Annotated in this window: 20 protein-coding genes; 13 read left to right on the top strand and 7 right to left on the bottom strand. The window is 67.1% G+C overall.

The features are described from left to right. Positions 1-129 precede the first annotated feature (129 nt). Positions 130-1,005, bottom strand: coding sequence for a dienelactone hydrolase family protein (locus tag UAA55_RS16555; RefSeq protein WP_322954074.1), 876 nt, complete (start codon positions 1,003-1,005; stop codon positions 130-132). 55 nt (positions 1,006-1,060) lie between these two features. Beyond that, positions 1,061-2,323, bottom strand: a complete 1,263-nt coding sequence (locus UAA55_RS16560; protein WP_322954075.1) for a CaiB/BaiF CoA transferase family protein — start codon at positions 2,321-2,323, stop codon at positions 1,061-1,063. A 170-nt stretch (positions 2,324-2,493) separates the two neighbouring features. On the opposite strand from UAA55_RS16560, the gene UAA55_RS16565 reads away from it, so the two are divergent. The 3 genes from UAA55_RS16565 to UAA55_RS16575 all read left to right on the top strand — a co-directional run bounded on the left by UAA55_RS16565 (position 2,494) and on the right by UAA55_RS16575 (position 4,666). Next, a complete protein-coding gene (locus UAA55_RS16565) occupies positions 2,494-2,904 on the top strand; it encodes an acyl-CoA thioesterase (protein WP_322954077.1) in 411 nt (136 codons plus the stop codon). A gap of 101 nt (positions 2,905-3,005) precedes the next feature. After that, positions 3,006-3,317 (top strand): hypothetical protein, encoded by a 312-nt coding sequence (locus UAA55_RS16570; protein WP_322954079.1) that lies wholly within the window; start codon positions 3,006-3,008, stop codon positions 3,315-3,317. Between the two features lie 260 nt (positions 3,318-3,577). Next, positions 3,578-4,666 (top strand): GGDEF domain-containing protein, encoded by a 1,089-nt coding sequence (locus UAA55_RS16575; protein WP_322954080.1) that lies wholly within the window; start codon positions 3,578-3,580, stop codon positions 4,664-4,666. Positions 4,667-4,741: 75 nt separating this feature from the next. Here the strand turns inward: UAA55_RS16575 and UAA55_RS16580 are convergent, their stop codons facing one another. From UAA55_RS16580 to UAA55_RS16590, 3 genes are all read right to left on the bottom strand, one after another. Continuing rightward, positions 4,742-5,422 carry a TetR/AcrR family transcriptional regulator gene (locus UAA55_RS16580; protein WP_322954081.1) on the bottom strand — a complete coding sequence of 227 codons (681 nt, stop codon included), beginning with the start codon at positions 5,420-5,422 and terminating at the stop codon, positions 4,742-4,744. 301 nt (positions 5,423-5,723) lie between these two features. Further along, a complete protein-coding gene (locus UAA55_RS16585) occupies positions 5,724-10,106 on the bottom strand; it encodes a response regulator (protein ID WP_322954083.1) in 4,383 nt (1,460 codons plus the stop codon). A 323-nt stretch (positions 10,107-10,429) separates the two neighbouring features. Continuing rightward, positions 10,430-10,588, bottom strand: coding sequence for a DUF3309 family protein (locus UAA55_RS16590; protein WP_322954084.1), 159 nt, complete (start codon positions 10,586-10,588; stop codon positions 10,430-10,432). Between the two features lie 544 nt (positions 10,589-11,132). On the opposite strand from UAA55_RS16590, the gene UAA55_RS16595 reads away from it, so the two are divergent. The 6 genes from UAA55_RS16595 to UAA55_RS16620 all read left to right on the top strand — a co-directional run bounded on the left by UAA55_RS16595 (position 11,133) and on the right by UAA55_RS16620 (position 14,150). After that, a complete protein-coding gene (locus UAA55_RS16595; protein ID WP_322954085.1) occupies positions 11,133-11,333 on the top strand; it encodes a CsbD family protein in 201 nt (66 codons plus the stop codon). A 223-nt stretch (positions 11,334-11,556) separates the two neighbouring features. Then, entirely contained in the window at positions 11,557-12,303 is a 747-nt protein-coding gene (locus UAA55_RS16600) for a lipid-binding SYLF domain-containing protein (RefSeq protein ID WP_322954086.1), read from the top strand. A gap of 304 nt (positions 12,304-12,607) precedes the next feature. Then, on the top strand, positions 12,608-13,090 hold the full coding sequence (locus tag UAA55_RS16605; RefSeq protein WP_322954087.1) for a ferritin-like domain-containing protein: 483 nt from the start codon (positions 12,608-12,610) through the stop codon (positions 13,088-13,090). A 118-nt stretch (positions 13,091-13,208) separates the two neighbouring features. Then, a complete protein-coding gene (locus tag UAA55_RS16610; RefSeq protein ID WP_145610110.1) occupies positions 13,209-13,454 on the top strand; it encodes a hypothetical protein in 246 nt (81 codons plus the stop codon). Positions 13,455-13,503: 49 nt separating this feature from the next. After that, positions 13,504-13,968, top strand: a complete 465-nt coding sequence (locus UAA55_RS16615) for a hypothetical protein (protein WP_322954088.1) — start codon at positions 13,504-13,506, stop codon at positions 13,966-13,968. A 32-nt stretch (positions 13,969-14,000) separates the two neighbouring features. Further along, positions 14,001-14,150 (top strand): entericidin A/B family lipoprotein, encoded by a 150-nt coding sequence (locus UAA55_RS16620; RefSeq protein ID WP_145610108.1) that lies wholly within the window; start codon positions 14,001-14,003, stop codon positions 14,148-14,150. A gap of 65 nt (positions 14,151-14,215) precedes the next feature. Here the strand turns inward: UAA55_RS16620 and UAA55_RS16625 are convergent, their stop codons facing one another. Together UAA55_RS16625 and UAA55_RS16630 are read right to left on the bottom strand one after the other, a co-directional pair. Beyond that, positions 14,216-15,490 carry an Hsp70 family protein gene (locus UAA55_RS16625; RefSeq protein WP_322954089.1) on the bottom strand — a complete coding sequence of 425 codons (1,275 nt, stop codon included), beginning with the start codon at positions 15,488-15,490 and terminating at the stop codon, positions 14,216-14,218. A gap of 98 nt (positions 15,491-15,588) precedes the next feature. Beyond that, entirely contained in the window at positions 15,589-16,623 is a 1,035-nt protein-coding gene (locus tag UAA55_RS16630) for a LacI family DNA-binding transcriptional regulator (RefSeq protein ID WP_322954090.1), read from the bottom strand. A gap of 657 nt (positions 16,624-17,280) precedes the next feature. On the opposite strand from UAA55_RS16630, the gene UAA55_RS16635 reads away from it, so the two are divergent. The 4 genes from UAA55_RS16635 to UAA55_RS16650 all read left to right on the top strand — a co-directional run bounded on the left by UAA55_RS16635 (position 17,281) and on the right by UAA55_RS16650 (position 23,850). Further along, positions 17,281-19,476, top strand: coding sequence for a TonB-dependent receptor (locus tag UAA55_RS16635; protein ID WP_322954092.1), 2,196 nt, complete (start codon positions 17,281-17,283; stop codon positions 19,474-19,476). A 110-nt stretch (positions 19,477-19,586) separates the two neighbouring features. Next, positions 19,587-21,581 (top strand): glycoside hydrolase family 3 protein, encoded by a 1,995-nt coding sequence (locus UAA55_RS16640; RefSeq protein ID WP_322954093.1) that lies wholly within the window; start codon positions 19,587-19,589, stop codon positions 21,579-21,581. Between the two features lie 38 nt (positions 21,582-21,619). Beyond that, positions 21,620-22,579 (top strand): glycoside hydrolase family 3 protein, encoded by a 960-nt coding sequence (locus tag UAA55_RS16645; protein WP_322954095.1) that lies wholly within the window; start codon positions 21,620-21,622, stop codon positions 22,577-22,579. A gap of 23 nt (positions 22,580-22,602) precedes the next feature. After that, positions 22,603-23,850, top strand: coding sequence for a glycoside hydrolase family 3 C-terminal domain-containing protein (locus UAA55_RS16650; RefSeq protein WP_322954096.1), 1,248 nt, complete (start codon positions 22,603-22,605; stop codon positions 23,848-23,850). Positions 23,851-23,872 lie beyond the last annotated feature (22 nt).

The following is a 23,872-nucleotide window of genomic DNA, read 5'->3' on the forward strand; positions in this document are numbered from 1 at the left end:
GTTCCAACTCCTCAGGCGCCGGCAGCCGCATCCGCGGCTTTGGCTCGTCCTCGATTTCCAGTCCGCTACGCTCCCCGGAAATCTCCGGCGGACGCGGTCGCGTCCTAGGGCTGGAGAGAATGGCCTTGGCTAGGCGTGGGGCACGTAGGGCACGCCGTGCTTCTTGAACCACTCCAGCATCTGCTTCCATGCCACCTTGGCGTCCGCGGGGTTGTAGCTGGGGCGGTAATCGGCGTTGAAGCCGTGGCCGGAGTCCTCGAACACCATCAACTTGCAGTCGCTGGCGGCCTTGTCGCCCTGGGCCAGGGCAGCCCGCATCTGATCCACGCTGGCGACGGGGATGCCGTCGTCCTTGGCGCCGTACAGGCCCAGGACGGGAGCGTTCAGCTGGTTCACCAGGTCGATGGGGTTCTTGGGATGGGCGGCGTCGGTGTTGCCCACCAACCGGCCGTACCAGGCGGCGCCGGCCTTCAGATCGGGATTGTGTGCGGAATAAAGCCAGACGATGCGTCCGCCCCAGCAGAAGCCGGTGATGGCCATGCGCCGGGTATCGGCTCTCCCATCGGTCTTAACGAAGGCGACGGTGGCGTCCAGGTCGGCCATGACCTGCTCATCCGATACCTTGGACACGATGTCGCGCACCAGGGTGGGGATGTCGGGCACCTTGGTGGCGTCCCCCTGGCGGAAGTAGAGGTCGGGGGCGATGGCGTAATAGCCCGATTTGGCCAGGCGCCGGCAGAGGTCGCGGATGTGCTCGTGCAGGCCGAAGATCTCCTGCACCACCAGCACCACTGGATGATGCCCACCCTGGCCCGCCCATCTGGGCACGGCGCGGTAGGCACTCATGGTGGCGCCGCCGGCCACGGGCACCTCCACCAGGCCGGCCTCCAGGTTGTCGGCGTCGGTGATGATGGTTTCGGCCGATACCGGCAGCACCGCCAGCGCGAAGCCGGCGGCCAGGCCGGCCGTGGTGAAGCCGCGACGGTTGATCACGCTGTCTTCCATGGATGTCGCATCCTGTCCCTGTTGTCGCTGATTTTTACCGTGGGCCGGCCGCCCACTACAGGGCGCCCGTTTGCCGCAGGCGCCTGATCTCCTCCTCATCCAGGCGCAGCCAGTCCTGCAGCACCGCGTCGGTGTGCTGGCCCAGGGTGGGCGGCGCCTGACGGTAATTGACCGGCGTGTCACTGAACTTCATGGGGCTGCCGATCAGCTCCACCGCGCCCGGCTGGCCGCCCGGTCCCGTGCCGCCGGCCTGGGGATGGGGCAAGGTGACGCGCATGCCGCGGGCGGCCACCTGCGGATCGGCGAAAACCTTGTCGATGCTGTTGATCGGGCCGCAGGGCACACCCAGCGGTTCCAGCGCGTCGATCCAGAACTGGCTGTCCTGGCCCTGGATGACGGCGGCGATGGCGGGCACCAGGCTGTCGCGGTTGCCCACCCGCGCCTGGTTGGTGGCATAACGGGGGTCGCTGGCCCAGGCGGCGTTACCGGTCAGGTGGCAGAAGCGGGCGAACTGCTCGTCGTTGCCGATGGCCAGGATGATCCAGCCGTCGCTCGTGGCGAAGGTCTGATAGGGCACGATGGTGGGGTGGGCGTTGCCCACACGCGGCGCCAGATGGCCGCTGGTCAGGTAAAACTGGCCGGGATGGGACAGCCAGGCCACCTGGGTGTCGAACAGCGACAGGTCGATGGCCTGGCCCCGGCCGGTGTGGTCGCGGTGGCGCAGGGCCGCCAGGATGGCGATGACGGCGTAGGTGCCGGTCATCAGGTCGGCGATGGCCACGCCCGCCTTCAGCGGCTGCCCCTCGGGCTCGCCCGTCAGGGACATGAAGCCGCCCATGCCCTGCACCAGGTAATCATAGCCGGCGCGCGCGGCATACGGCCCGGTATGGCCGAAGCCGGTGATGGAGCAGTAGATCAAGCGGGGGAAGGCGTCGCGCAGGTCTTCATAGCCCAGGCCGTAGCGGCCCAGGGTGCCGGTCTTGTAGTTCTCCACCACCACATCGGCGTGGCCGATCAGTTGCAGGGCCAGCGCCTTGCCGGCCGGCGTGGTGAAGTCCAAGGTCAGCGAGCGCTTGTTGCGGTTGGCCGACAGGTAATAGGCGCTCTCCTTGGTGTCCAGCCCGGCGTCGTCCTTCAGGAAGGGCGGCCCCCAGGCGCGGGTATCGTCGCCCTGGCCCGGCCGCTCCACCTTCACCACGTCGGCACCCAGGTCGCCCAGGATCTGCGTGGCGCTGGGCCCCGCCAGCACACGGCTCATATCGAGGACCTTCAGGCCGGTCAGCGGGCCGGTGGCGGGGATGGGCGGCGGCTGGATCATGGGCGCAGGTCTGCCTTCTGTGGGGGACGCCTGGTCTGCACGGCGGCGATCTTACACGGCGGACGTGACCAGCGCCTAGATGGCATCGGCGTTGTTAAGCCCAGGCTTCCCCTGCGGCCCGTTTCACGCTCTGATATCCCAATCGTTTACCCGCCGAACCCGAGGTCCCGATGCTCGATAAGAACGCCAAGATGCCCGACGAGGTCCCCGTGATCCGCACCATCGCCATGCCGGCCGATACCAACCCCGCCGGCGACATCTTCGGCGGCTGGCTGATGTCGCAGATGGACCTGGCGGCGGGCAACGTGGCGGCCCGTGCGGCGCGGGGCCGTGCCGCCACCGTGGCGGTGGACGCCATCGCTTTCCTTGGCCCCGTTTTCGTGGGCGATGAGGTCAGCCTGTTCGGCCGGCTGGTTTCGCGCGGACGCACCTCCATGCGCATCGAGGTGGAGGCCTGGCGCCGTAGCCGCGACGCCGACGACACCAACAAGGTGACCGAAGCCCTTTTCACCTTCGTCGCCATCGACGAGAATCGTCGGCCCCGCCCCCTGCCGACCATTGAACCATCCGTTGAGGCGTGAGTGGGCGGGAACAGGGGCTCCGGGCCAAAGTTCCCTCGACATCCGGGGCCCAGGACGCGCACTGTACCCAGGCCCACTTTGCTGAAGGCGAACCTGGTTCCATGGCCGACCCCCGTGACGAACTGCTGCGCCAAATCCGCGCCATCCGGCGGCGGATCGATCCGGATGTCCTGGAAAAGGCGGCGGCGGCGGCGGAACGCATGCAGGCGGCCCGATCCCCCCGCCCGGCTGAAGAGCCCGCCGAGATCCCCATAGACCGTGAGGCCGCGCGCGACGTGGTGATGACCTTCCTGCAGTCCCGCCATGACGGCGGCCGCTTCGCCATGAAGCTGATGGAAGAGATGAAGAAGAAGCCGGAGGCGGCCGCCAAGGCCTATGACAAGGCGGCGCCCAAGCCGACCCGCAAGGTCTAAGCCGGGAAACAAGATTTCCTAAAGACGATAGAAATTGTCGAAAAAGGGGCGCAAGGACTGCGCCCAGTCAAGAACCGGGGCATAAGGTCAGGGCGCGGTTGTCCAGCCCGCCGGGACTAGCTTTATCCTGCGGCATCGTGGCAGCATGGTCATCAAATACCGGCGTAGTCCGGATTCGGCTGGCGGGATATAAGCTGCCTCCAGGATAAGGCCGTCCGGGCATGCGCCGCGCCGGGATGGCGAGATAGGGAACGGACCCTGTGGGCCACCACATCAAAGACGTCATTTGGCCGAACCGGGCCTACGTCGACTACAAGTTCGATCACCATCGCCTGTTCAGCACCATCATGACGGTGGCGACCTCCATCACCGTCAGCGGCCTGTGGGGATGGGATTATGTCATTGATGCCGAGGGGGCGCGGCGCACCATCGGCCTGCGCTTGGTGATGTCGGTCATCATCGTGCTGCACGCCCTGTTGTTGCATTTCAGGGTGCCGCGCCGCTTGACCACGGCCTACGCCTTCATCGGCTCCTTCACCTGCCAAATGCTGTTCATCGAGGTGCTGAACCGTCTGGATCACGGCATGCAGGCGCAGTTCTCGGGCTTCCTGTTCTTCACCTTCCTGCCGCTGCTGGTGATGCAGTACGTGCCCTTCACCACCGGCGCCCTGTTCATGGTCCTGATCATCTCCCTGCCGCCGGCGGCGGGCGCCGTGGGTTTCGCGCAGGACTTCGAATATGTGAAATACCCTCTGCTGCTGGGCCCGGTGGGCACCATGTTCATCTGCGTGCTGTTCGCGTTCGAGCAGATCAACTACACCAACTATGAGAACCAGCGCCTGTTGCGGCTGGTCGCCATCACCGACAGCCTGACCGGCGCCGGCACCCGCCGCTTCATCACCGACACGGCGGCGCGCGAGATGGCGCGGGCCCGGCGCTATGGCGGGCCGCTGTCGGTGCTGATGCTGGACATCGACCATTTCAAGCGCATCAACGATACCTGGGGGCACCAGGCGGGCGACCAGGCCATCCGCGCCGTGGTCGACCTCTGCCGCGGCGCCATCCGCGACACCGACGTCATCGGCCGTTTCGGCGGGGAGGAGTTCGTGATCCTGCTGCCGCAGACTGATCAGCCGGAGGCCGAGCGGGTGGCCGAACGCCTGCGTTGCGCCGTGGCCGCCACCCCTATCATGCTGGCGCCCGACGTGTCGGTGACCCTGACCTGCAGCCTGGGCGTCACCGCCCTGCAGGCCCACGACCACGGCGTGGACAGCCTGCTGGGCCGCGCCGACAAGGCCCTCTACGCCGCCAAACACGCCGGCCGCAACCGCGTGTCCGTGGCCGCCTGATATAAGCCCAGCGGCATGGGCTTGGCTCGTGCCGTAGCCCGCGCCTGAGGCCCGGGCATCAAGCCGGCCTGGGCATCAAGCCGGATAGAATTCATCGCTATGGATGCGCGGGGGTTTGGCCGGTGGCGGCGAGGCCGCTTTCGCCGGACCCAGGACGGCGGCCACGAGGCGCTGGGTCCAGCCGGGTTCGTCCAGCGGCTGGTGGCGGATCAGCAGGCGGCTGTAGAGGGTGTTGTACAGCAGTTCCACCACCACGGCCTCATCCAGGTCGGCCGGCAACTCGCCCGAGCGCACACCCATGTGAACGATGTCGCGGATGCGTTCCCGGCGGGGCCGCAGCACCTGGGTGCAGTAGCTGTCCAGCACCTCGGGGTTGCTTTGCCCTTCCACGATGATGCTGGCGACGACCCGGCCCATGGGGCCCGCCATGGTGCCGGCCATGACGTCCAGCAGGCTTTCCAGGTCGCGGCGGGCCGAGCCGGTGGCGCGGATGGGGGCCGCCACCTCCACCATTTCCAGCAGCGACGCGACGGCCAGCGCACCCTTGGTGGGCCACCAGCGGTAGATAGTGGTCTTGGCGCAGCCGGAGCGGGCGGCGACCGCCTCGATGGTGAACCCGGACAGACCCGCCTGCACCAGCAGGTCATAGGCACTGCTGAGGATGGCCTGGCGCGACTTGTCACAGCGTGGGCGGCCCCGGACGGAGCGCTGCTGCGGGGGCTGGCCGGGGGCGTTGACGAGGGCGGTGGCGGTCATGGGGCGGTTGCGCTCTCACGGCGTGGGAATTCGGAAGACGGCCAAACCCGGACGACGACAGCCGAACACGGGCGAGGGGCGCGGAAGCGCTTGGAACATCGGCGTTTTAGGTGGCGGCAACCACTCCCTGGCTTGGTTGCGCGGCGTCTTGTCCGTCCCGTCTTATCGCATCGAATGGCAACAAACAAGGCGCTGGCGGGCAATAATCGATCATATTATTCACTGTTGGATAGGCAACCGGTGTCATGTCCCGCTTCAGCGCCGTCACCGGCGGGTTCGGGCGTAATCATGGGGAAAAGATTCAGTCGTCACTGCCGCTGGCGTTGGTTTCCAGGGCGGGTCCGTCGTCGCCGACGAAGCGCTGGCGCAGGGCGGCCCAGGCCGGTGGTCCCTCGCGCACGATGTGGTCCAGGGCCGTCTGGGCGCTGGCCAGGTCGCCGTCGACGCAGGCCTGATGCAAATCGCGGCCCAGGCGCTGCAGCCGGCGCAGGCCGACGTTGCCGGCGGTGGAGACCAGGTCATGCGCCTCGCCCTGTATGGCGCCCAGGTCGGTGCCGGGGTCCAGGGCCCGCAGACGGTCGATCCGGGCCATCCCGTTGTCGGCGAAGCCGCGGACCAGGCCTTGAAAGGCGGCGGCGGGCACCGCGGCGCCCAGACCGGACAGCACTCCGGGATCGAAGGCGGGTTCCGCCCGTTCTGCCGGCTCCGGCGTCGCGGCGGCCGTGGCGGGACCGCCGGGCTCAGGCGGGGGCGGGGCGGCCTGTCCCGCCCAATGCTCCACCTTGTGCAGGAACTGCTCTTGGTCGAAGGGCTTGGACACATAGTCGTTCATGCCCGCCGCCAGGTATTCCTCACGCATGCCCACCATGGCGTTGGCGGTCATGGCGATGATGGGCACCTGGGCGCAGGGTCCGCCGGCGCGGATGTCGCGGGTGGCGGCCACGCCGTCCATCACCGGCATCTGCACATCCATCAGGATCAGGTCATATGCCCTTTCGGCGCAGCGGGTCACGGCCTTTTCCCCATCCGTGGCGTCGTCGACGGCATAGCCTTCCCGCTCCAGCATGATCCGGGCGATGGCGCGGTTGGTCTCATTGTCGTCGACCAGCAGGACGGCGTGCCCTTTGCCGGGATGGGCGGCGGCGGACGGTCGCGCCTTGCGTCCCGCCGGCGCGGCCATCCGGGCGGCGGCGCCTGAGCGGCCGGCGCGGCTGCGCCTGGCGGCGACCTCCTGCTGCACCAGGCGGGTCAGCAAGTCCTTCAGCGTGGCCAGGCGCACGGGCTTGGTCAGCACGCCGTCGAACAGGCCCTTCATTTCCCCCAGGTCGCCGCCGACGGAGGTGACCAGAACCATCTTCACCCCGGCATAGGGCGGTTCCTGGCGGATTTGGGCGGCGAAGGCCAGGCCGTCCATGATGGGCATGGCCTGGTCGACGAAGATGACGTCGAAGGCGCGGCCCGCCTGGGTCGCGAGGTCCATCTGGCGGAGCGCCGCGTTGCCGCCCGAGGTGGTGACGCAGTCGATGCCCAACCGGTTCAAATGGCTTTCCATCACGGCCAGGTTCAGGGGCAGGTCATCGATCACCAGGGCCGTCCGTCCCTTCAGCACGGGGGCCCGGCCGCCGCGGCCCTTGGCTGAAACCACCTCCAGCGGGATGGCGAAGCTGAAGGCGGCGCCTTGGCCTGGGCTGCTGGTCACCATGATGTCGCCGCCCATCAGGCGAACCAGCTGGTGGGAAATGGCCAGGCCCAGGCCGGTACCGCCGAATTTGCGGTTTATGGAGGTGTCGGCCTGGGTGAACTTCTGGAACAGGCGGGCCTGCTGGCCTTCCGTCATGCCGGGGCCGGTATCGGTGACGGCGAATTCCAGCACGCGGCTCCTCTTGTCGCCCCCCTTGGCCGACAGGGCCACGACCTTGATGCCCACCTGGCCGGTGGCGGTGAACTTCACGGCGTTGCCGGCCAGGTTCAGCAGGATCTGGCGCAGGCGGGTGGGGTCGCCGCGATAGATGCCGGCGGCCTTGGCGTCGACCAGGCCGGTCAGGTCCAGCTTCTTCTCCTGCGCACGCGTGGCCAGGATGGCGACCACGCCATCCACCACGTCACCCACGTCGAACTCCAGCATCTCCAACTCGACCTTGCCGGCCTCCAGCTTCGAGATGTCCAGGATGTTGTTGATGATGTTCAGCAGCGCCTCGGCGCTGTCATAGATGGTCTCGGCGTAGGTGCGCTGGTCATACGTGAGATCGGTTTCCAGCAGGATTTGGGTCATGCCCATGACGCCGTTCATGGGCGTGCGGATTTCGTGGCTCATGTTGGCCAGGAACTCCGACTTGGCTTGGTTGGCGGCCTCGGCCGCGTGGCGCGACCGATCCAGGTCGTCGGCCAGGGCGACCAGTTCTCTGGTCTGCGCCTCCAGCCGGCTGTTGACCTCCGTCATCATCTCCAGATGGCGCCGCCGTTCCGTCACGTCGCGGGACGATGCGACGAAGCGCGCCCCCTCCACCGGGTCGACGATCAGGCGGGCCACCGTTTCCAGCCAGACGGTGGAACCGTCGGCTCTGATGACGCGGAACTGGTAGGTGATGGGCTCCCCGTTGGGGGCGGCCATCAGGCGGCGTTGGGCGTCGGCCAGGATGGGGATGTCCATGGGCTCGGTGAATTCCACGGTGCGCCGCCCCATGACCTCCTCCAGCCGCCAGCCCAGCACCCGCTCCACCGATGGCGACATGTAGAGACAGTGCCCGTCGACGGCATGCAGGGCCACGATGTCGGTGGCGTTGTCGGCCAGCAGGCGGAAGCGCTGCTCGCTTTCCGCCAGGGCCGCGGCGCGCATCTTTTCCGTCGTGATGTCGGACAGGGTGACGGCCAGGCCCTTTTCCCAGGGCACGGCGGAGACCCAAAGCCAGGTTCCTTCGCCTTCCAGCCCGCCTTCCTGGGGGTTCAGATGCTCGAAGTTTTCGGCGGCGTTTCGATTGACGATGCGGGCGTAGCGCTCGAACAGGCCACCGCCCAGGGGGCCAGGCAGCTCGTCCCGTAGGCGCTTCCCCACCAGGTGGGCCGCCGGCTGGCCGATCAGGTGTTCGCCGGCCTTGTTCACCAGCGTGAAGCGGAAGTCGATCACGGCGCCAGTGTTGGGGTCGCGCACCGCCGCCAGCGCTAGGATGGCGTCCAGCGAGCTGTTCATGACGCTGTCCAGCAGGGTGCGTTGCGCCTGAAGGTCGATGCGGGCGCTTTCCAGCTCGGCCACCTTGGCGGCCAGGGCATGGGCCGCCTTGACCTCGGCGGTGCGGTCGCGTCCCGAGCCGCGAAAGCCCAGGAAGGCGCCGTTCTCGTCGAATCGAGGAACGCCACTGATGGCGATGTGGTGGATGTTCCCCTGATGGTCCGGGATGGCGTAGGTCAGTTCGCGGAAGGGCTGGCGGGCAGCCAGGAAGGCCTCATACCTGGCCAAAGACGGGTCGTTGGGGTTGGCCGACAGCTCCCGCCGCTTCCGGCCCAGCAGATCGGCGGGGTCCAGGCCGATGGCGGTGATGCCCTGCGATATGGTGGAGATGCGGCCGGCCTCGTCGATTTCCCAGAACCAGTCGCTGGAAATCTCCGTCAGGTCGCGGAATCGGGCCTCGCGCGCCAGCAGCTCCCGATCCTGCCAGGTGATGGCCTCGGCCATGGCGTTGAAGGCGTTGGCCAGTTCCCCCAGTTCACCGGCGCCGGACGGTACGTCGGCGCGGATGGTCTTGTCTCCCGCGCCCAGGCGGTGCACCGCGTGCTGAAGGGACGCCAGCCAGCGCAGCACCGTGCCGCTCAACGTCGCCCAGGCCAGGCTCATGGCCGCCAGGGTCACGGCGAGGGCCAGCAGGGCGATGCGCTCGGAATCGCGGTTCACCTTGGCCAGCACGGCGGCGCGGTCCAAGCCGACGATCACTCGCATGCCGGTGGAAGGCAGGACGGCGCTGCCTACCAGCTTTTCCCGCCCGTCCAGGCCCACGGCGCTGCCGCTGCCCTGTTCCCGCCCCAGCGCGAAACGGATGGCGGGCGTGTCGGCCATCTTCTTGCCGATGACCTCGGGCATGGCTGGCAGGTGGGCCATCACCGTGCCCTCTTTGTCCACCATCAGGAAGGTCATGTCGTCCTCAAGGATGACCTTGCTGTTGTGCTCCACCCAATCCAGGCTCAGGCCAGCCAACACCAGGCGGTCGACCCCGCCGTCGGACTTCAGGATGGGATAGGCCATGCCGATGATGGGCTTGGCGGAGGCGCGGCTCAGCAGGAAGCCGCTGATGGTGGGCTTACCGCTACGCACCGCCTCTTGCAGGAAGACGCGGTCGGCGTAGCTGGGCCAGGGCTGGGGCAGGGAAGAACAGACAAGTTGGCCGTCGCGGGTGACGACATGGATGTTGGCCAGCCAAGGCTGGGCATCCTTCATGATGGCCGCATCATCGTTGCAGACGTCGGGGGCCGACCGGGCGGAGTGGGTGGCGAAGCTGGCTGCCAGGTCGCGCACCTGGTCCAGCAGGCGCTGCTGGCTGTTGGCCGCCAGGCGGGCGAAGGATAGGGCGGTGGCTTGCACGCCCGCCACCGCTTCATTCCGGCGCTGCTGAATCTCCCAGGCGAGCAGGATGATGAAGGGCAGGACCGACAGCAGTAGAAACAGCAACAGACGGTGCCGCAAGCCGAACCGCATGCATCCCCCCGTTCGGAAGCGCCACCATCCTCGCACCGTGGAAGGGGCGGGGCCACAGGACTGCCGCGCCATTCCGGGCGCCGCCATCCACACCAATCAAACAACCAAATCCCGTGAAATCGACGGGGAATTGGGGGTAGTTCCGACCCAAAGGCCCATAAAGTCCGGAACCGCCTCCATTCTATCCCCAATCGGCGGCGGCGGGTGAAATCCATAAGGGTATCTCGTCCAACGGCTGTGGATGGCCAGGTCGGGTCCCGGATGCGCGAACGGCCCCGGCGCGGGGGCGCCGAGGCCGTCCAGGCCCTCCTCAGAGGGATGTCCTATAGTCGGCCGATCAGGATGAGGATGAGCACGATGACGATCAACGTGCCCAGGCCGCCGGCCGGATAGTAACCCCAGTTGACGCTGTGCGGCCAGGTGGGCAGAGCGCCAATCAGGAACAGTATTAGAATGATCAGGATGATGGTTCCAAGATTCATAACGGCATCCCTCCAGAATTCGAAGGCGTTCAGATGATGGAAATTCATTGTGACCAAAACATGTTTTTAAAATCCCGTCGGCATGAAAAACTAGCTATCCGCCAAAGAAAAGAGGTGTGCATGACCCGTGCCATAGCGCCGAGACGCCCAGGTGTATTCCGTATTGCTAGTCCGGTGTGTAAATAAAGGTGACGACATAGGCATTTGGTCGTACAGAGCCGATAGTGCGGCCATCGTGATGATGACGAAATAAATAATGTGATTCTTTCCCAATATCCTACTTCATTATATAGCGATAATTGCCGCATGATCCGCCTAATCGCGCCACATTCCCGCCATAAGGCGTGTTGAACATTGACTGGCTATTGACGGATCAACTCTTGGGAAGCCGCTTGTTCATACTGAGGCGCTCATCCCCGGGAGCGATTCACGGGGACCCGGTCGTGCCGGCCCGGAGCGAGGTTTTCCGGACGCGGGGCGGATAGCGGTCTTTCGATTCAGCCCGGATGGTACTTCAACCCAACCCCAACAGAGGGAGACGATCATGAACAAGAACCGTATCGAAGGTAATGCCAAGATCGCCGGCGGTGCCGTGAAGGAAGTGGCCGGCAAGGTCGTGGGCGATGATCAGATGGTGGCCGAAGGCAAGGCCAAGAAGGTCGAGGGCCATGCCCAGAACGCCGCCGGCAAGATTCAGGAAGCCGGCAAGGCCCTGAAGGACACCGCCAAGAAGGCTGTGGACTGACGGGGCGGCGGTGGTCTGCCGCTGTGCCCGCCGCTGGGCCGGTGACGGTGCGGACGCCGTCACCCCCCGTGCCGCGGCGGGGTCCCTGACCTTATTGGCGAGCGCCTTGAAACAGCAAAGGGAGCGGCCGTTCCGGCCATTCCCATCCACCATCCCCGCCAGCTGGCCCCTCAGCGGCGATGGCTTGGCCGGCGCCCCCGGCCGGCCCAATAACGGAGTGACCATGATGCCTGTGTCGTACACCTCGGCGGCGGCCAAGCCGTCCCTGCACTCCCGAGTCATTCCCGCCGCCTTGTCGGCCCTGATGGTTTTCGGCGCCATGACCGCGACCGCGCCCCACGCGCTGGCTGCCGTCGCATCCCATGGCACGGACCAGAGCAACCTGGTGGAGCGCGCCCGCGTCACCATCGACGACCTGCGCAAGGACAAGGAATTCGGCAACGCCCGTGACCTGATGCGCCGCGCCAAGGGCGTGCTGATCGTCCCGCAGCTGATCAAGGGCGGCTTCTTTGTGGGCGGCGAGGGCGGCGACGCCGTGCTGTTGACGCGGGGCCCCAATGGCGACTTCAGCTATCCCGCCTTCTACACCCTGGGCTCCGCTTCCTTCGGCCTGCAGATCGGCGTGGAGCAGGCGGAGCTGGTCCTGTTCATCATGAGCGACAAGGCCCTGTCGTCCGTCCTGCAGGATGAATTCAAGATCGGTGCCCAGGCGGGTCTGGCCGTGGTGACCTTGGGCTCCACCGCCGAGGCCGCCACCGGCACCTCGATGAGCGGCGATATCATCGTCTGGTCGTCGGCCAGCGGCGCCTATGCCGGCCTGACTCTCAACGGCTCGGTCCTGAAGCCCCGCGACAGCTGGAACGAAGCCTATTACGGCAAACCGGAATCGGTATCGGCCATCGTCTCCGCGCGCAGCGTGAAGAATTCCGACGCCGACGGTCTGCGCAAGAACTTGGCGACCATACGCTGACGGTTGCTTCGCCGAAGGGTGAGGGACGGCGTTGCGCCTCCCTCACCCGATCATGGCTGCCAAGGGCAGGGTATACCAATGGCGGGGTGTCGGCGCGTTCGGCCTAGGCGGAACGTTATCCAGTAATGGGCCAGCCTCACAGCTTAGGTAAAACATTCTATACTATGAGCAACTGGTTAATTTTATTGATAAAGATATAGCAAACAATTTCTGCGCAACGCTCCTTATGCGAGGTTTGTTTATTCAACATCGGGGCGAATAATACGATCCCGACATGGCAACCATTCCAGGAGAGGAGCAGACCATGATTCCGCCCACCGTTCCCCCTACCGTCCCGCCCGCCGCCACCGAACATTCGATCAAAGTCCTGAACGATCTAATCGAAAAGACTCTGGACAGCGCCCTGGGCTACAAGGACGCCGCGGAAGAGGCCGCCAACGACAGTTTCAAGACGCTGTTCTCCACCCGCGCCCGCCAGCGCCGCCAGCTGACCACCGCCCTGCAAGCCGAGGTCATCAGCCTGGGTGGCCAGCCCGAAACGGACGGCACGGTGCTAGGGGCGGCGCGCCGTATGTTCGTTAACCTGAAAAACGCTGTCACCGGTAGCGACCAGAGCGTCGTCGCCGCCGTCGAGGCGGGCGAGGACGACATCAAGTCAAGCTTCGAGAAGGCCCTGCAGGGCGATCTGCCCATGCCGGCCCGCGAGGTGGTCGCCACCTGCTACGACAGCATCAAGGCCGACCATGATCAGATGAGTACCTTGAAGCACGCGCTGGAACGCCGCTGACCGCCGGCCCGCGATGCCGGATCCGGCGGGCCCGACGGACCGGGACTCGCCCACGGGGGCCGACTTGAGGGCGCGCGCCGCCCCTTCGGCGGTCCCCGACCAACAAAGGAGAAGGACGATGAAGAGCGAAACCATCGACGCCGCCGCCACCGCCGCCCGTTCCGTGCGCGACGCCGCGCGGGAGGATGCCGACCACCTGTCCAGCGCCATCAAGGCCGAGGCCAGCGATCTTTACAAGACGCTGGCCGCCAAGGGCGAGGCGGCGGCCAAGGCCGTGGGCACACAGGTGGAGGCGCAGCCCATCACCAGCCTGCTGCTGGCCTTCTCCGCCGGATTTATCGCCAGCCGCCTGCTGTCCCGCTGAGGCGGGCCGGACGGGGTGGTATATGAGCGCCGCATAAGGGGGACCGGTGATGGAAGGCTGGACCAAGCTGGCCGTGATGGCCTTGTCGCAACTGGGGGTCATCCCCTTTGGTCCGGTGCACCGGTCCTCTCCCGCGCCGCTGGTCGACGGTGTCGTCACCGTCATCCTCACCGGCGTGCTGGCCATGCTGGCCGTTGTGGCGGCGGTGGGTCTTTTGTGCGCCGCGCTGTGGGCCGGGCTGGAACCGCAGATGGGGCCCGTCTGGACGCCGACGCTGGTGGCGCTGGCCCTCATCGTGCTGTGCCTGGTGCTGCTGCTCGTGATGCGCCTGTTGGTGAGCCGGCGCGAGCCGCCGCCCCCGCCGGCGATGCATCCGGCCCTGGATTTGGACCCCGAGGCGCTGATGGCGGAAGCCCAGCGCCTGGTGGTCAAACACAAGGTGCCAGCTCTGCTGGCGGCCGTCGTGGCCGGCCTGATTGTCGGAACCCCCGCCAGTCGCGCCGACCGCAAATGAGTGCAACCCCTAGCCCACCAAGGAGGGCCACGATGACGACCAAACTCCGCGCGCTTGTTCTTTTGTCCATGCTGGGCATGGGGGCGCTGGTCAGCGCCTGCCATACCACCGAGGGCGCCGGCGAGGATATCTCCGCCACCGGCCACGCCATCAGCAAGGAGGCCCACAAGGACACGCCGTGATGGCGCCCCCGCGCAACCGCTGAAAAGCACCCGCCCGCGACCCCGCCGGCGGGTGTTTTTCCGGGTCAGCGATAGCGCCGCTGGGCTTCCAAGGTCAGGCCGAGGCCGACCGAGCCGAACTTGTCGCCCTCCACCACGCGAGCCTCCGGCAATTCCGCCAGGATGCTGGCGCGCACGTTGGGCAACAGGGTGGACCCGCCGGTCAGGAACACGGCGTCGATCTTGTCGCGGGCTAGGCCGCTGTCGGCCAAGGCCTTGCGGATCATGCCGGCGATGCCGTCGGTCAGCGGCGTGGTGGCGGTGGCGAACCCGGGCATGGTGAAGGGAATGCGCAGGCCCCGCTCGACGAAGTCGAACGGGACTTCCACAACCATGGCTTCCCCGCCCGGCTGCGCGGCGGTGGCGCTGAGCCGGATCTTGGTGCGCTCCACCGTCATGGCGACGCGATGGCCCAGATGCTCTTCCACCACATGGATCAGGCGTCCGATGAGGTCGGGCTTCGCTGATTCGCGCAGTACCTGGCGCAGCTCCGCCACCACTTTGGGCGCGTAGAGGAAGTTGATCTTGGACCAGGTGGCCAGGTCGTTGAAATAGCTGTTGGGCGCCAGCAGGCCGGCGCGCTTCATGGCGGATTGGTAGCCCAGGTGCGGCATGACGCCGTGCAGCGACAGCAGACGGTCGAAGTCGGTGCCGCCGATGCGCACGCCGGTGCTGGCCAGGATGTCCTGGCCCCGGTCGGCGGCGTTCCGCCGATCCGGCCCGATGCGCACGATGGAAAAATCCGAGGTGCCGCCGCCGATGTCGGCGATCAGCGCGATCTCCTCCGCGTTCACCTGGCGCTCGTAGTCGAGGGCGGCGGCGATGGGTTCGAACTGGAAGGAGATGTCGGTGTAGCCGATATCGCGGGCGATATCGGCCAGGGCCGTTTCCGCCCGGCGATCGGCCGCGTCGTCGCCGTCGACGAAATGCACCGGGCGGCCGTGCACCACCTGGGTCAGGGGGCGGCCCGCCTGTTCCTCCGCCCGGCGCTTGATCTCCGTCAGCAGGGTCCTCAACACGTCGCGGAAGCTGATGCGCCGCCGGTCCAGCTGGGTTTCCATGTCGATCAGGTCGGTGCCCAGCACTGACTTCAACGATCGCATGAGGCGGCCGTCGGCGCCCTCGGCATAGATCTGGATGGCGGCGCGGCCGAATTCCTCGCGCTTGGCGGCGAAGTCGAAGAACAGCGCGCTGGGCAGGGTGGTCTCTTCCCCCTCCAGCGGCAGCAGACGGGCCTGGCCATCCTCGACGACACCCAGGGTGCTGTTCGACGTTCCAAAGTCCAGGCCGCAATAGCCCATGGTGCGCGCTCCAACAACGGCCGAAAGAATCGGGTTTTTGAACGGGGGCGCGGTTTGTAACGGAAATAGCCGGGTTGGGCCAGGAAAAAGGGGGCGCCTCACGCCGGCGGCGCGGTCGACTCCCGCACCACCAGGCTGTGGTCGAATATCTGTTTCAGATAGCTGCCCACCTGGCCGGCCCGGCGGTCGATGATGAAGCGGGCGGCGGCGGCGCCCATTTCCATCACCGGCTGACGCACGGTGGTCAACGGCGGGCAGACCACGCTGGCCGCCGGCAGGTCGTCGATGCCCGCGACCGACAGCGCCCCGGGGACGGGGATGCCCATCTTGTAGGCGACGGACAGCACGGCCATGGCCATGCTGTCGTTGGCGGCGAAGATGGCGGTGGGGCGTCGCTTCTGGCCCAGCAGGGCGCGGGCGGCGGGCAGGCCGCTGTCGAAGGTGAACAAGCCGGGCTGGATCAGCCGTTCCGGGATGGGGCCGCCGTCGAACAGGGCGTCGCGGTAGCCCGCTTCGCGCTGGGCCGCCGCCGCGTGCTGGGGATGACCCTGGATGAAGCCGATGTCGCGGTGCCCCTGGTCCATCAGGAGGCGTGTCATCTGAAAGGCGGCCCGGTAATTGTCAATGTCCACGCCCCAGCCCCACTTTTCTTCCGTGCCGCCATCCTGGGTGGGGGAGATGCGGACGCAGATCACCCCCCGCTGCGCCAGCAGGGACAGGAGTTGCGGGTCGTCGCACAGGGGTGGGACCAGGATGACGCCATCCACCCGCAGGGTGGACACCAGCGTTTCCATCAAGGCGCCATAGTCGGACGCGCCAAGGTCGGTATATTCCGTCAGCAGATGGTACCCCCCGCCGCGGCAGGCCTGGATGGCGCCCATCTGCAGTTCGGTGAAATACAGCATGGCGTTGTCCGACACCCCGCCGGAAGAGACCAACGCGATCAGGAAACTGCGCGACCCCGACAGGGCGCGGGCCGACAGGCTGGGCGTGTAGTTCAGGCTGCGCGCCGCCTCCATCACCCGCGCGCGCGTCTCCGCGCTGGCCTTGGGTTCCCCGTTCAGGACGCGGGACACCGTCTTGATGGAGACGTTGGCCACGCGGGCGACATCGTAAATGGTGGCCTTGCTCAACGCCCCGAAACTCCAACCAGACCGCTGCCCCGCGCCATTCCCGGAACGTCTGCCCACGCCCCTGGGAAGGCGGGCGGGATCATACCATCGGCGGGCGGCAAAGATAGTGGGGGAAACCGCCGGGCGGCGGGCCGGCGACGAAACGGCATGTTCCTGTCGGGGGGGATTCAAGAAACCCTCTTGCGCGGGGTTGTTCTGGATGATAACAAAATAGGGCCAACGAGGCCTCCTTATTTTTTCGGCATCAGGGACAGCGCTGTCATTCAGCCCCTGAAGCCGAAGGACAACAACAAGGCGAGGCCCGACAAAACGGGAGAGACGATCATGAGTGACGCCTGCGCGTTCAAGGGCGGGGTCATCCGGTAAGCCGGCCGCCTTCTTAAGAATCATCATCGGATATGAGCCATCGTGCCCCTACGGGGCGGCGGTGATCGGCCCGGCTTTGCCCCGGATCCGGCCATGGCCCGCCTTTGGGAACCGCGATGAAAGCCTGCCGGTTCGCGCACCCGTTTGGGTGCGGGCCGGCCCCTGGGTGACAGGGGCCGGCGCGGGGGCCGCTCATCCTCAAGACAAGCCCGAAAGAGGCTCGGCACAGCGGCCAACGGCTTGTCTTCACGACGACAAGAACAAAGAAGCAGAATGGGAGAATTGGGAGAGATGCGTACGTATACCCTGTTGGCCGCCACCGCGCTGGCCAGCCTGATCGCCACCCCTGGCCTGGCTCAGACCGCCGCCCCGCAGAACGCTCCTCAGGGAGCCGCGGCCGCGTCCCAGCAACTGGAGGACATCGTCGTCACCGCCGAGCGGCGGCAGGAGACGACGCAGAAGACGCCCATCGCCATCACCGCCTTTTCCGGCGACACCCTGCAGCAGCGCGGCGTCTCCAGCTCCACCGACCTGAACAACATGGTTCCCGGCCTGGCGGTGGGCAACAACGGCAGCGGTTCCGTCCAGATCGCCATCCGCGGCATCGGCAGCACCAACGACACCGAGGTGGGCGATCCCGCCGTGGCCTTCAACGTCGACGGCGTCTACATGGCCCGGTCCCGCGCGGCCATCGGCGCGCTCTATGACATCGACCGCATCGAGGTGCTGCGTGGCCCCCAGGGCACGCTGTACGGCCGCAACGCCACGGCGGGCAGCATCAACGTCATCACCAAGCGGCCCAGCGACAAGTTCGAAGGGAACGCGTCGCTGGATTACGGCAACTACAACAACCTGCAGACCTCCGGCATGCTGAACGTGCCGCTGAGCGATACCCTCGCCGTGCGCGCCGCTTTCCAGACCAGCCGGCACGACGGCTACACCAACAACGGCCGCTCCAGCAATTTCAATGATGAGGATACGCAGGCCGGCCGCCTGCAGGTCCAGTTGACGCCCAGCGAGACGTTCAAGGCCTTGCTGTCGGTGGACATCTTCCATGAGGGCGGCGTGGGCTACGCCTCCGCCCCCATCGGCCAGTACGCCAAGTTCGGTTCGCCCTACACCTATCCGGTGTCGGCGGACGGCAGCCTGAACCACACCAACAAGGGTGTCTCGCTGACCACCGACTGGGATCTGGGATTCGCCACCCTGACCTACGTCGGCGCCTACCGTACGGACACCGACCACACCCATGGCGGTTCCACGCAGAGCGCCACCTGCGCCGCCCCCTCCGGCGCCCTTTGCGCCTCCACCATCTTCCGGTCCGATGAGGACCAGATGTCGCATGAACTGCGCCTGGCCAACAGCGACGGGCCGCTGAAGTGGGTGACGGGCCTCTATTACTTCAAGGAAAACAACGACGTCCTGTTCGCGCTGGACCCTATCGCCGGCATCACCTCGCTGGCTTTCGTCCAGCCGGTGGTGACGGAGGAGTCCAAGGCCGCCTTCGCCCAGGCGACCTACAGCCTCACCGACAGCCTGCGGGTGACGGGCGGCCTGCGCTATACCGAGGACAACAAGGCCCGCACCGGCGCCACCGAGGCCTTCGGCCACATTGTCGGCAACACCTATGTCGGCGGCTCCCCCCTCTACCTCAACGACGCGGACCTGACCTGGCATTCCACCAACTGGAAGGTGGGGGCGGAATACGACCTGGCGCCGGACAGCATGCTCTACGCCTCCATCGGCACGGGCTACAAGGCCGGCGGCTATGGCGACGGCGAGCCGCCGAACAACAACCCTTACCAGCCGGAGAAGCTGACCGCCTACGAGGTCGGCGTGAAGAACCAGTTCATGGATAAGAAGCTGCAGCTGAACCTGACCGGCTTCTACTACGACTATCAGGACTTCCAGGTCAGCGCCATCGGCCAGGTGGCGGGCCAGGCCTCCACCGTCACGGTCAACGCCGGCACGGCCGAGGTCTATGGCGTGGAGGTGGAAGGGGCCGCCCTGCTGACCCAGAGCGACCGGGTGGACGGCAGCGTCTCCTACATCCACGCCCGCTATACCGACTTCGTCCTGGCCACGGGCGACGTCTTCCACCGCGGCAGCGCCGCCGTCTACACCGGCAATACGCTGGCCAAGTCGCCCGAATGGACCATCAACCTGGGCTACCAGCACATGTGGGACCTGGCGTCCGGTGCCATGATCACGGCCCGTGTCGACAGCGTCTATGTCGGTGACCAGAACCTGGACTACCGCAACTTCGCCGTCACCGAACAGAAGGCCTACACCAAGACCAACCTGTCGCTGGCCTATGACGACGCCGACCGGCGCTGGCGGGTCATGGCCTATGTTCGCAACCTGGAGAACAACGCCGTGCTGGTCGTGGCCAATCCCGATACCAACGGGTCGGGCAACCGCCTGGCCGGCAGCGGTTCCTATGCCCCGCCCCGCACCTACGGCGTGAGGGTGTCCGCCAACTTCTAACCCGCTTCCTCCGAGGCCTGTCGCCTCACTTCCCCCTGGGCGTGCCGCAGGAATCTCCTTCCCCGGCGGCACGCCTCTTTTTCCATTTCGCCTGACGGGATGAAAAGCCCATGCCTTCGCCGCGCCGCCGCCTGACCGCACTGGTGACCTTGAGCCTGCTGCTGGCCGCCCCCGCCCTCGGGGGTGGAACGGCCGGCGAGCCGCCGCAGCCCGTGCTGGGCGGCCGGGTGAAGCCGCTGCTGGCGGTGGATGGCCTGTCCTTCCGCGACCTGAACGGTAACGGCAGGTTGGACCCTTACGAGGACTGGCGCCTGCCGGTCGACGCCCGCGTGGCCGACCTGCTGGGCCGCATGACGCTGGCGGAAAAGGCCGGCACCCTGCTGCACGGCACGGTTCCACCGGAGGGGGGCTTCACCTTCGCCACCATGCGCGGGCCCTACGACTTCCCGCTGGCCACCCATATGATCCGGGACTTCGGCATCACCACCTTGATCACCCGCCAGGCGACGCCGCCCCAGCAGTTGGCGGAGCAGGACAACCGCCTGCAGGCGGTGGCGGAGGGCGGACGCCTGGGTATCCCCCTGACGCTCAGCACCGACCCGCGCAACCACTTCCAGGTGACGGCCGGTGCCAGCCAGCTGTCCGCCGGCTTCTCGCAATGGCCGGAGACGCTGGGCCTGGGCGCCATCGGCGACCCCGCCCTGGTGCGCCGCTTCGCCGACATCGCGCGCCAGGAATACCGAGCGGTGGGCATCCACCAGACCCTGTCGCCCCAGGCCGATGTGGCGACGGAGCCGCGCTGGTCCCGCATCAACGGCACCTTCGGTGAGGATCCGGCCTTGGACGGCCAACTGGTGCGGGCCTATGTTGAGGGCTTCCAGGGCGGCGATGACGGCCCTGGTGTCACCGGCGTCTCGGCGGTGGTCAAGCACTGGGTGGGCTATGGTGCGGCGGCGGAGGGCTTCGACAGCCACAACAGCTATGGCCGCTATTCCCTGGTGCGGCCGTCCCATTTCGACCAGCACGTCCTGCCCTTCAAGGGCGCCTTCGCCGCCCATGTGGCCGGCGTCATGCCCACCTATTCCATTCTGAAAGAGATGGTGGTGGACGGAAAGCCGGTGGAGCAGGTGGGCGCCGGTTTCAACCGCTGGCTCCTGACCGACCTGCTGCGCGGCACCTATGGCTTCCAGGGCATCATCCTGTCCGACTGGGCCATCGCCAATGACTGCAACGCGGTGTGCCGCAACGGCTTCCCCGCCGGTGAGCGGCCCACCTTCAAGGATTTCTCCACCGCCTGGGGCGTGGAGGACCTCTCCACCCCGGCGCGCTTCGCCAAGGGGCTGGAGGCGGGGCTGGACCAGTTCGGCGGCGTGGATGACCCCGCGCCCCTGTTGGCGGCGGTGAAGCAGGGCTTGGTGACGGAGGCGCGGCTGGACCAGTCGGTACGCCGTATCCTGGCCTTGAAGTTCCAGCAGGGGCTGTTCGAGAACCCCTACGTCGATGCCGACGCCGCCGCCAAACTGGTGGGCACGCCGCGGTTCCTGGCCGAAGGGCTGGCCGCCCAGTCCCGCTCCATGGTGCTGCTGGAGGCGGGGGAGGGGCCCGTGGCCCTCGCGGGCCGCAAGGTCTACCTGCGCGGCGTGTCGGCCGAGGCCGCCAAGGCCGCCGGCCTGACAGTGGTGGACGACCCCAAACAGGCGGAGGTCGCCGTTATGCGCCTGTCCGCCCCCTTCCAGACCCTGCATCCCAACTACACCTTCGGCAGCCTGCAGCATGAGGGCGACTTGGGCTTCCACGACGGCAACGCGGACTATGAGGCGCTGAAGGCCGTGGCCGCCGCCGGGGTGCCGGCCATCGTCAGCGTCTATCTCGACCGCCCGGCCATCCTGACCGACATCCGCGACAAGGCCGCTCGCCTCTATGTCGACTTCGGCGTCAGCGACCGGGCCTTCCTGGACGTGGTCACCGGAAAGGTGGCGGCGCAGGGGCGCCTGCCGTTTGAGTTGCCGCGCAGCATGGCAGCGGTGGCGGCCCAGGCCTCCGACATCCCCCACGACAGCCCGGACCCGCTCTACCCCATCGGCGCCGGCCTGCGTCAGCCGTGACCCTTTTCAAAAGAAACAACTGGATGGAAACGCACCCCATGACGGTACGCACCTTGCTGCTGAGCACGGCCCTGTCGCTCTCCCTCGCCACCTCGTTCGCCACCGGTGCCCTCGCGGCCGAGGCGGTCCGCCCCTGGATGGACACCAAGCTGTCGCCCGACCAGCGCGCCGACCTGCTGAACAAGGAGCTGACGGTGGATGAGCGTATCGGCTTGGTCCACGGGCCCATGGCCATGCCCTTCCTGGGCGCCAAGCTGCCGGAAGGTGCCATCGGGTCCGCCGGCTATATCCCCGGCGTGCCGCGCCTGGGCATCCCGGCCCTGCAGGAGAGCGACGCCAGCCTGGGCGTGGCCAACCCCATGAACGTGCGGCCGGGCGACCCGTCCACGGCCCTGCCGTCCGGCCTGTCGCTCGCGTCCACCTGGAATCCTGAAACCGCTTACAAGGGCGGCGCCATGATCGGGAAGGAGGCGCACGCCAAGGGCCTGAACGTCCTGCTGGCCGGCGGCGTCAACCTGGCGCGCGACCCGCGCAACGGCCGCAACTTCGAATATCTGGGTGAGGATCCGTTGCTGGCCGGCACACTGGGTGGCGAATCCATCCGCGGCATCCAGGACCAGAACGTCGTTTCCACCATCAAGCACTTCGCGGTGAACGACCAGGAAACCCAGCGCATGACCATCGATGTGAAGATCGCGGAGGCGGCGGCGCGCGAAAGCGACCTGCTGGCCTTCCAGATCGCCATCGAGAAGGGCAAGCCTGGCTCCGTCATGTGCGCCTACAACAAGGTCAACGGCGCCTATGCCTGCGACAACCCTTTCCTGCTGAACAAGGTGCTGAAGACCGACTGGGCCTTTCCCGGCTGGGTCATGTCCGACTGGGGCGCCGTGCACGGCGTGCAGGCGGCTGTGAACGGCCTGGACCAGGAATTGGGGGAGCAGATCGACGCGCTGCTGGCGCCAGGGGGGCTGGCAAGGTTTGGTTCAATGAGCCGCTGAAGGCCGCCGTCCAGGACAAGACCGTGCCGGTCGAGCGCCTGTCCGACATGACGCGGCGCATCCTGCGGTCCATGTTCGCGGCCGGCCTCTTCGACAACCCGGCGGTCAAGGCGCCCATCGACTTCGATGCCCACGCCCAGGTGACCAAGGCGGCGGGAACCGAGGGCATCGTCCTGCTGAAGAACAAGGGCGATGTGCTGCCCCTGGCCACGAAAGGCAAGACCATCACCGTCATCGGCGGCTTCGCCAACGCCGGCGTGCTGTCGGGTGGCGGCTCCTCGCAGGTGGTGTCGGACGGGGGCCCAGGCGCCAGCATCCCCCTGGGCGGCGACGGCATGATGGGTCCCTTCCGCACCGTGGTCTATCACGCGTCCTCGCCCCTGAAGGCCATCCGCGCCAAGGCGGGGGAGAAACAGGTGCGCTTCAACGACGGCTCCTACCCGGCGGAGGCCGCTGCCGTGGCCAAGACCACCGACGTGGCCATCGTTTTCGCCACCCAGTGGATGAGCGAGGGCGCCGACGCGCCGGACCTCAGCCTGCCCAACGGCCAGGACGCCCTGATCGCCGCCGTGGCCGCCGCCAACCCCAACACCATCGTGGTGCTGGAGACGGGCGGGCCGGTGCACATGCCCTGGCTGGACAAGGTGGCCGGCGTGGTGGAAGCCTGGTATCCCGGCAGCCGGGGGGGCGAGGCCATCGCCGACATCCTGTTCGGCGACGCCAACCCCTCCGGCCGCCTGCCCATCACCTTCCCGGCCGATGACGGCCAGCTGCTGTACAAGGACATTCCCGGCGCCGACAAGCCGGAGTTCAGTCCGGCGGAGATCACCTATACGGAGGGCGCCGACGTCGGTTATCGCCACTACGCCAAGACGGGGGCCAAGCCCCTGTTCCCCTTCGGCTATGGCCTGGGCTACAGCCGCTTCAGCTACGGTGACGTGAAGGTCACGGGCGGCGACACCCTGACCGTCAGCTTCGAGGTGACCAACACCGGCAAGCGCCCCGGCCAGGACGTGCCGCAGGTCTATCTGACGAATGCCGCCGGCACCAAGACCCAGCGCCTGATCGGCTGGTCCAAGGTGGCCCTGGCCCCCGGCGAGAAGAAGCGTGTGACCGTCACCGCCGACACCCGCCTGCTGGGCAATTTCGACGAGGCCGCCCACGCCTGGCAGGTCAAGGCCGGTGAGTACCAGGTGGCCGTGGGCGCGTCGGCCACCGACCTGGATCTCAAGGGCGGGGCGGCCGTCAAGGCCTCCACCCGCCAGCCATAAGCCTTTTTGGAACTTGGATCGT

Source organism: Nitrospirillum guanabarense (assembly GCF_034653355.1).
Taxonomy (GTDB): domain Bacteria; phylum Pseudomonadota; class Alphaproteobacteria; order Azospirillales; family Azospirillaceae; genus Nitrospirillum.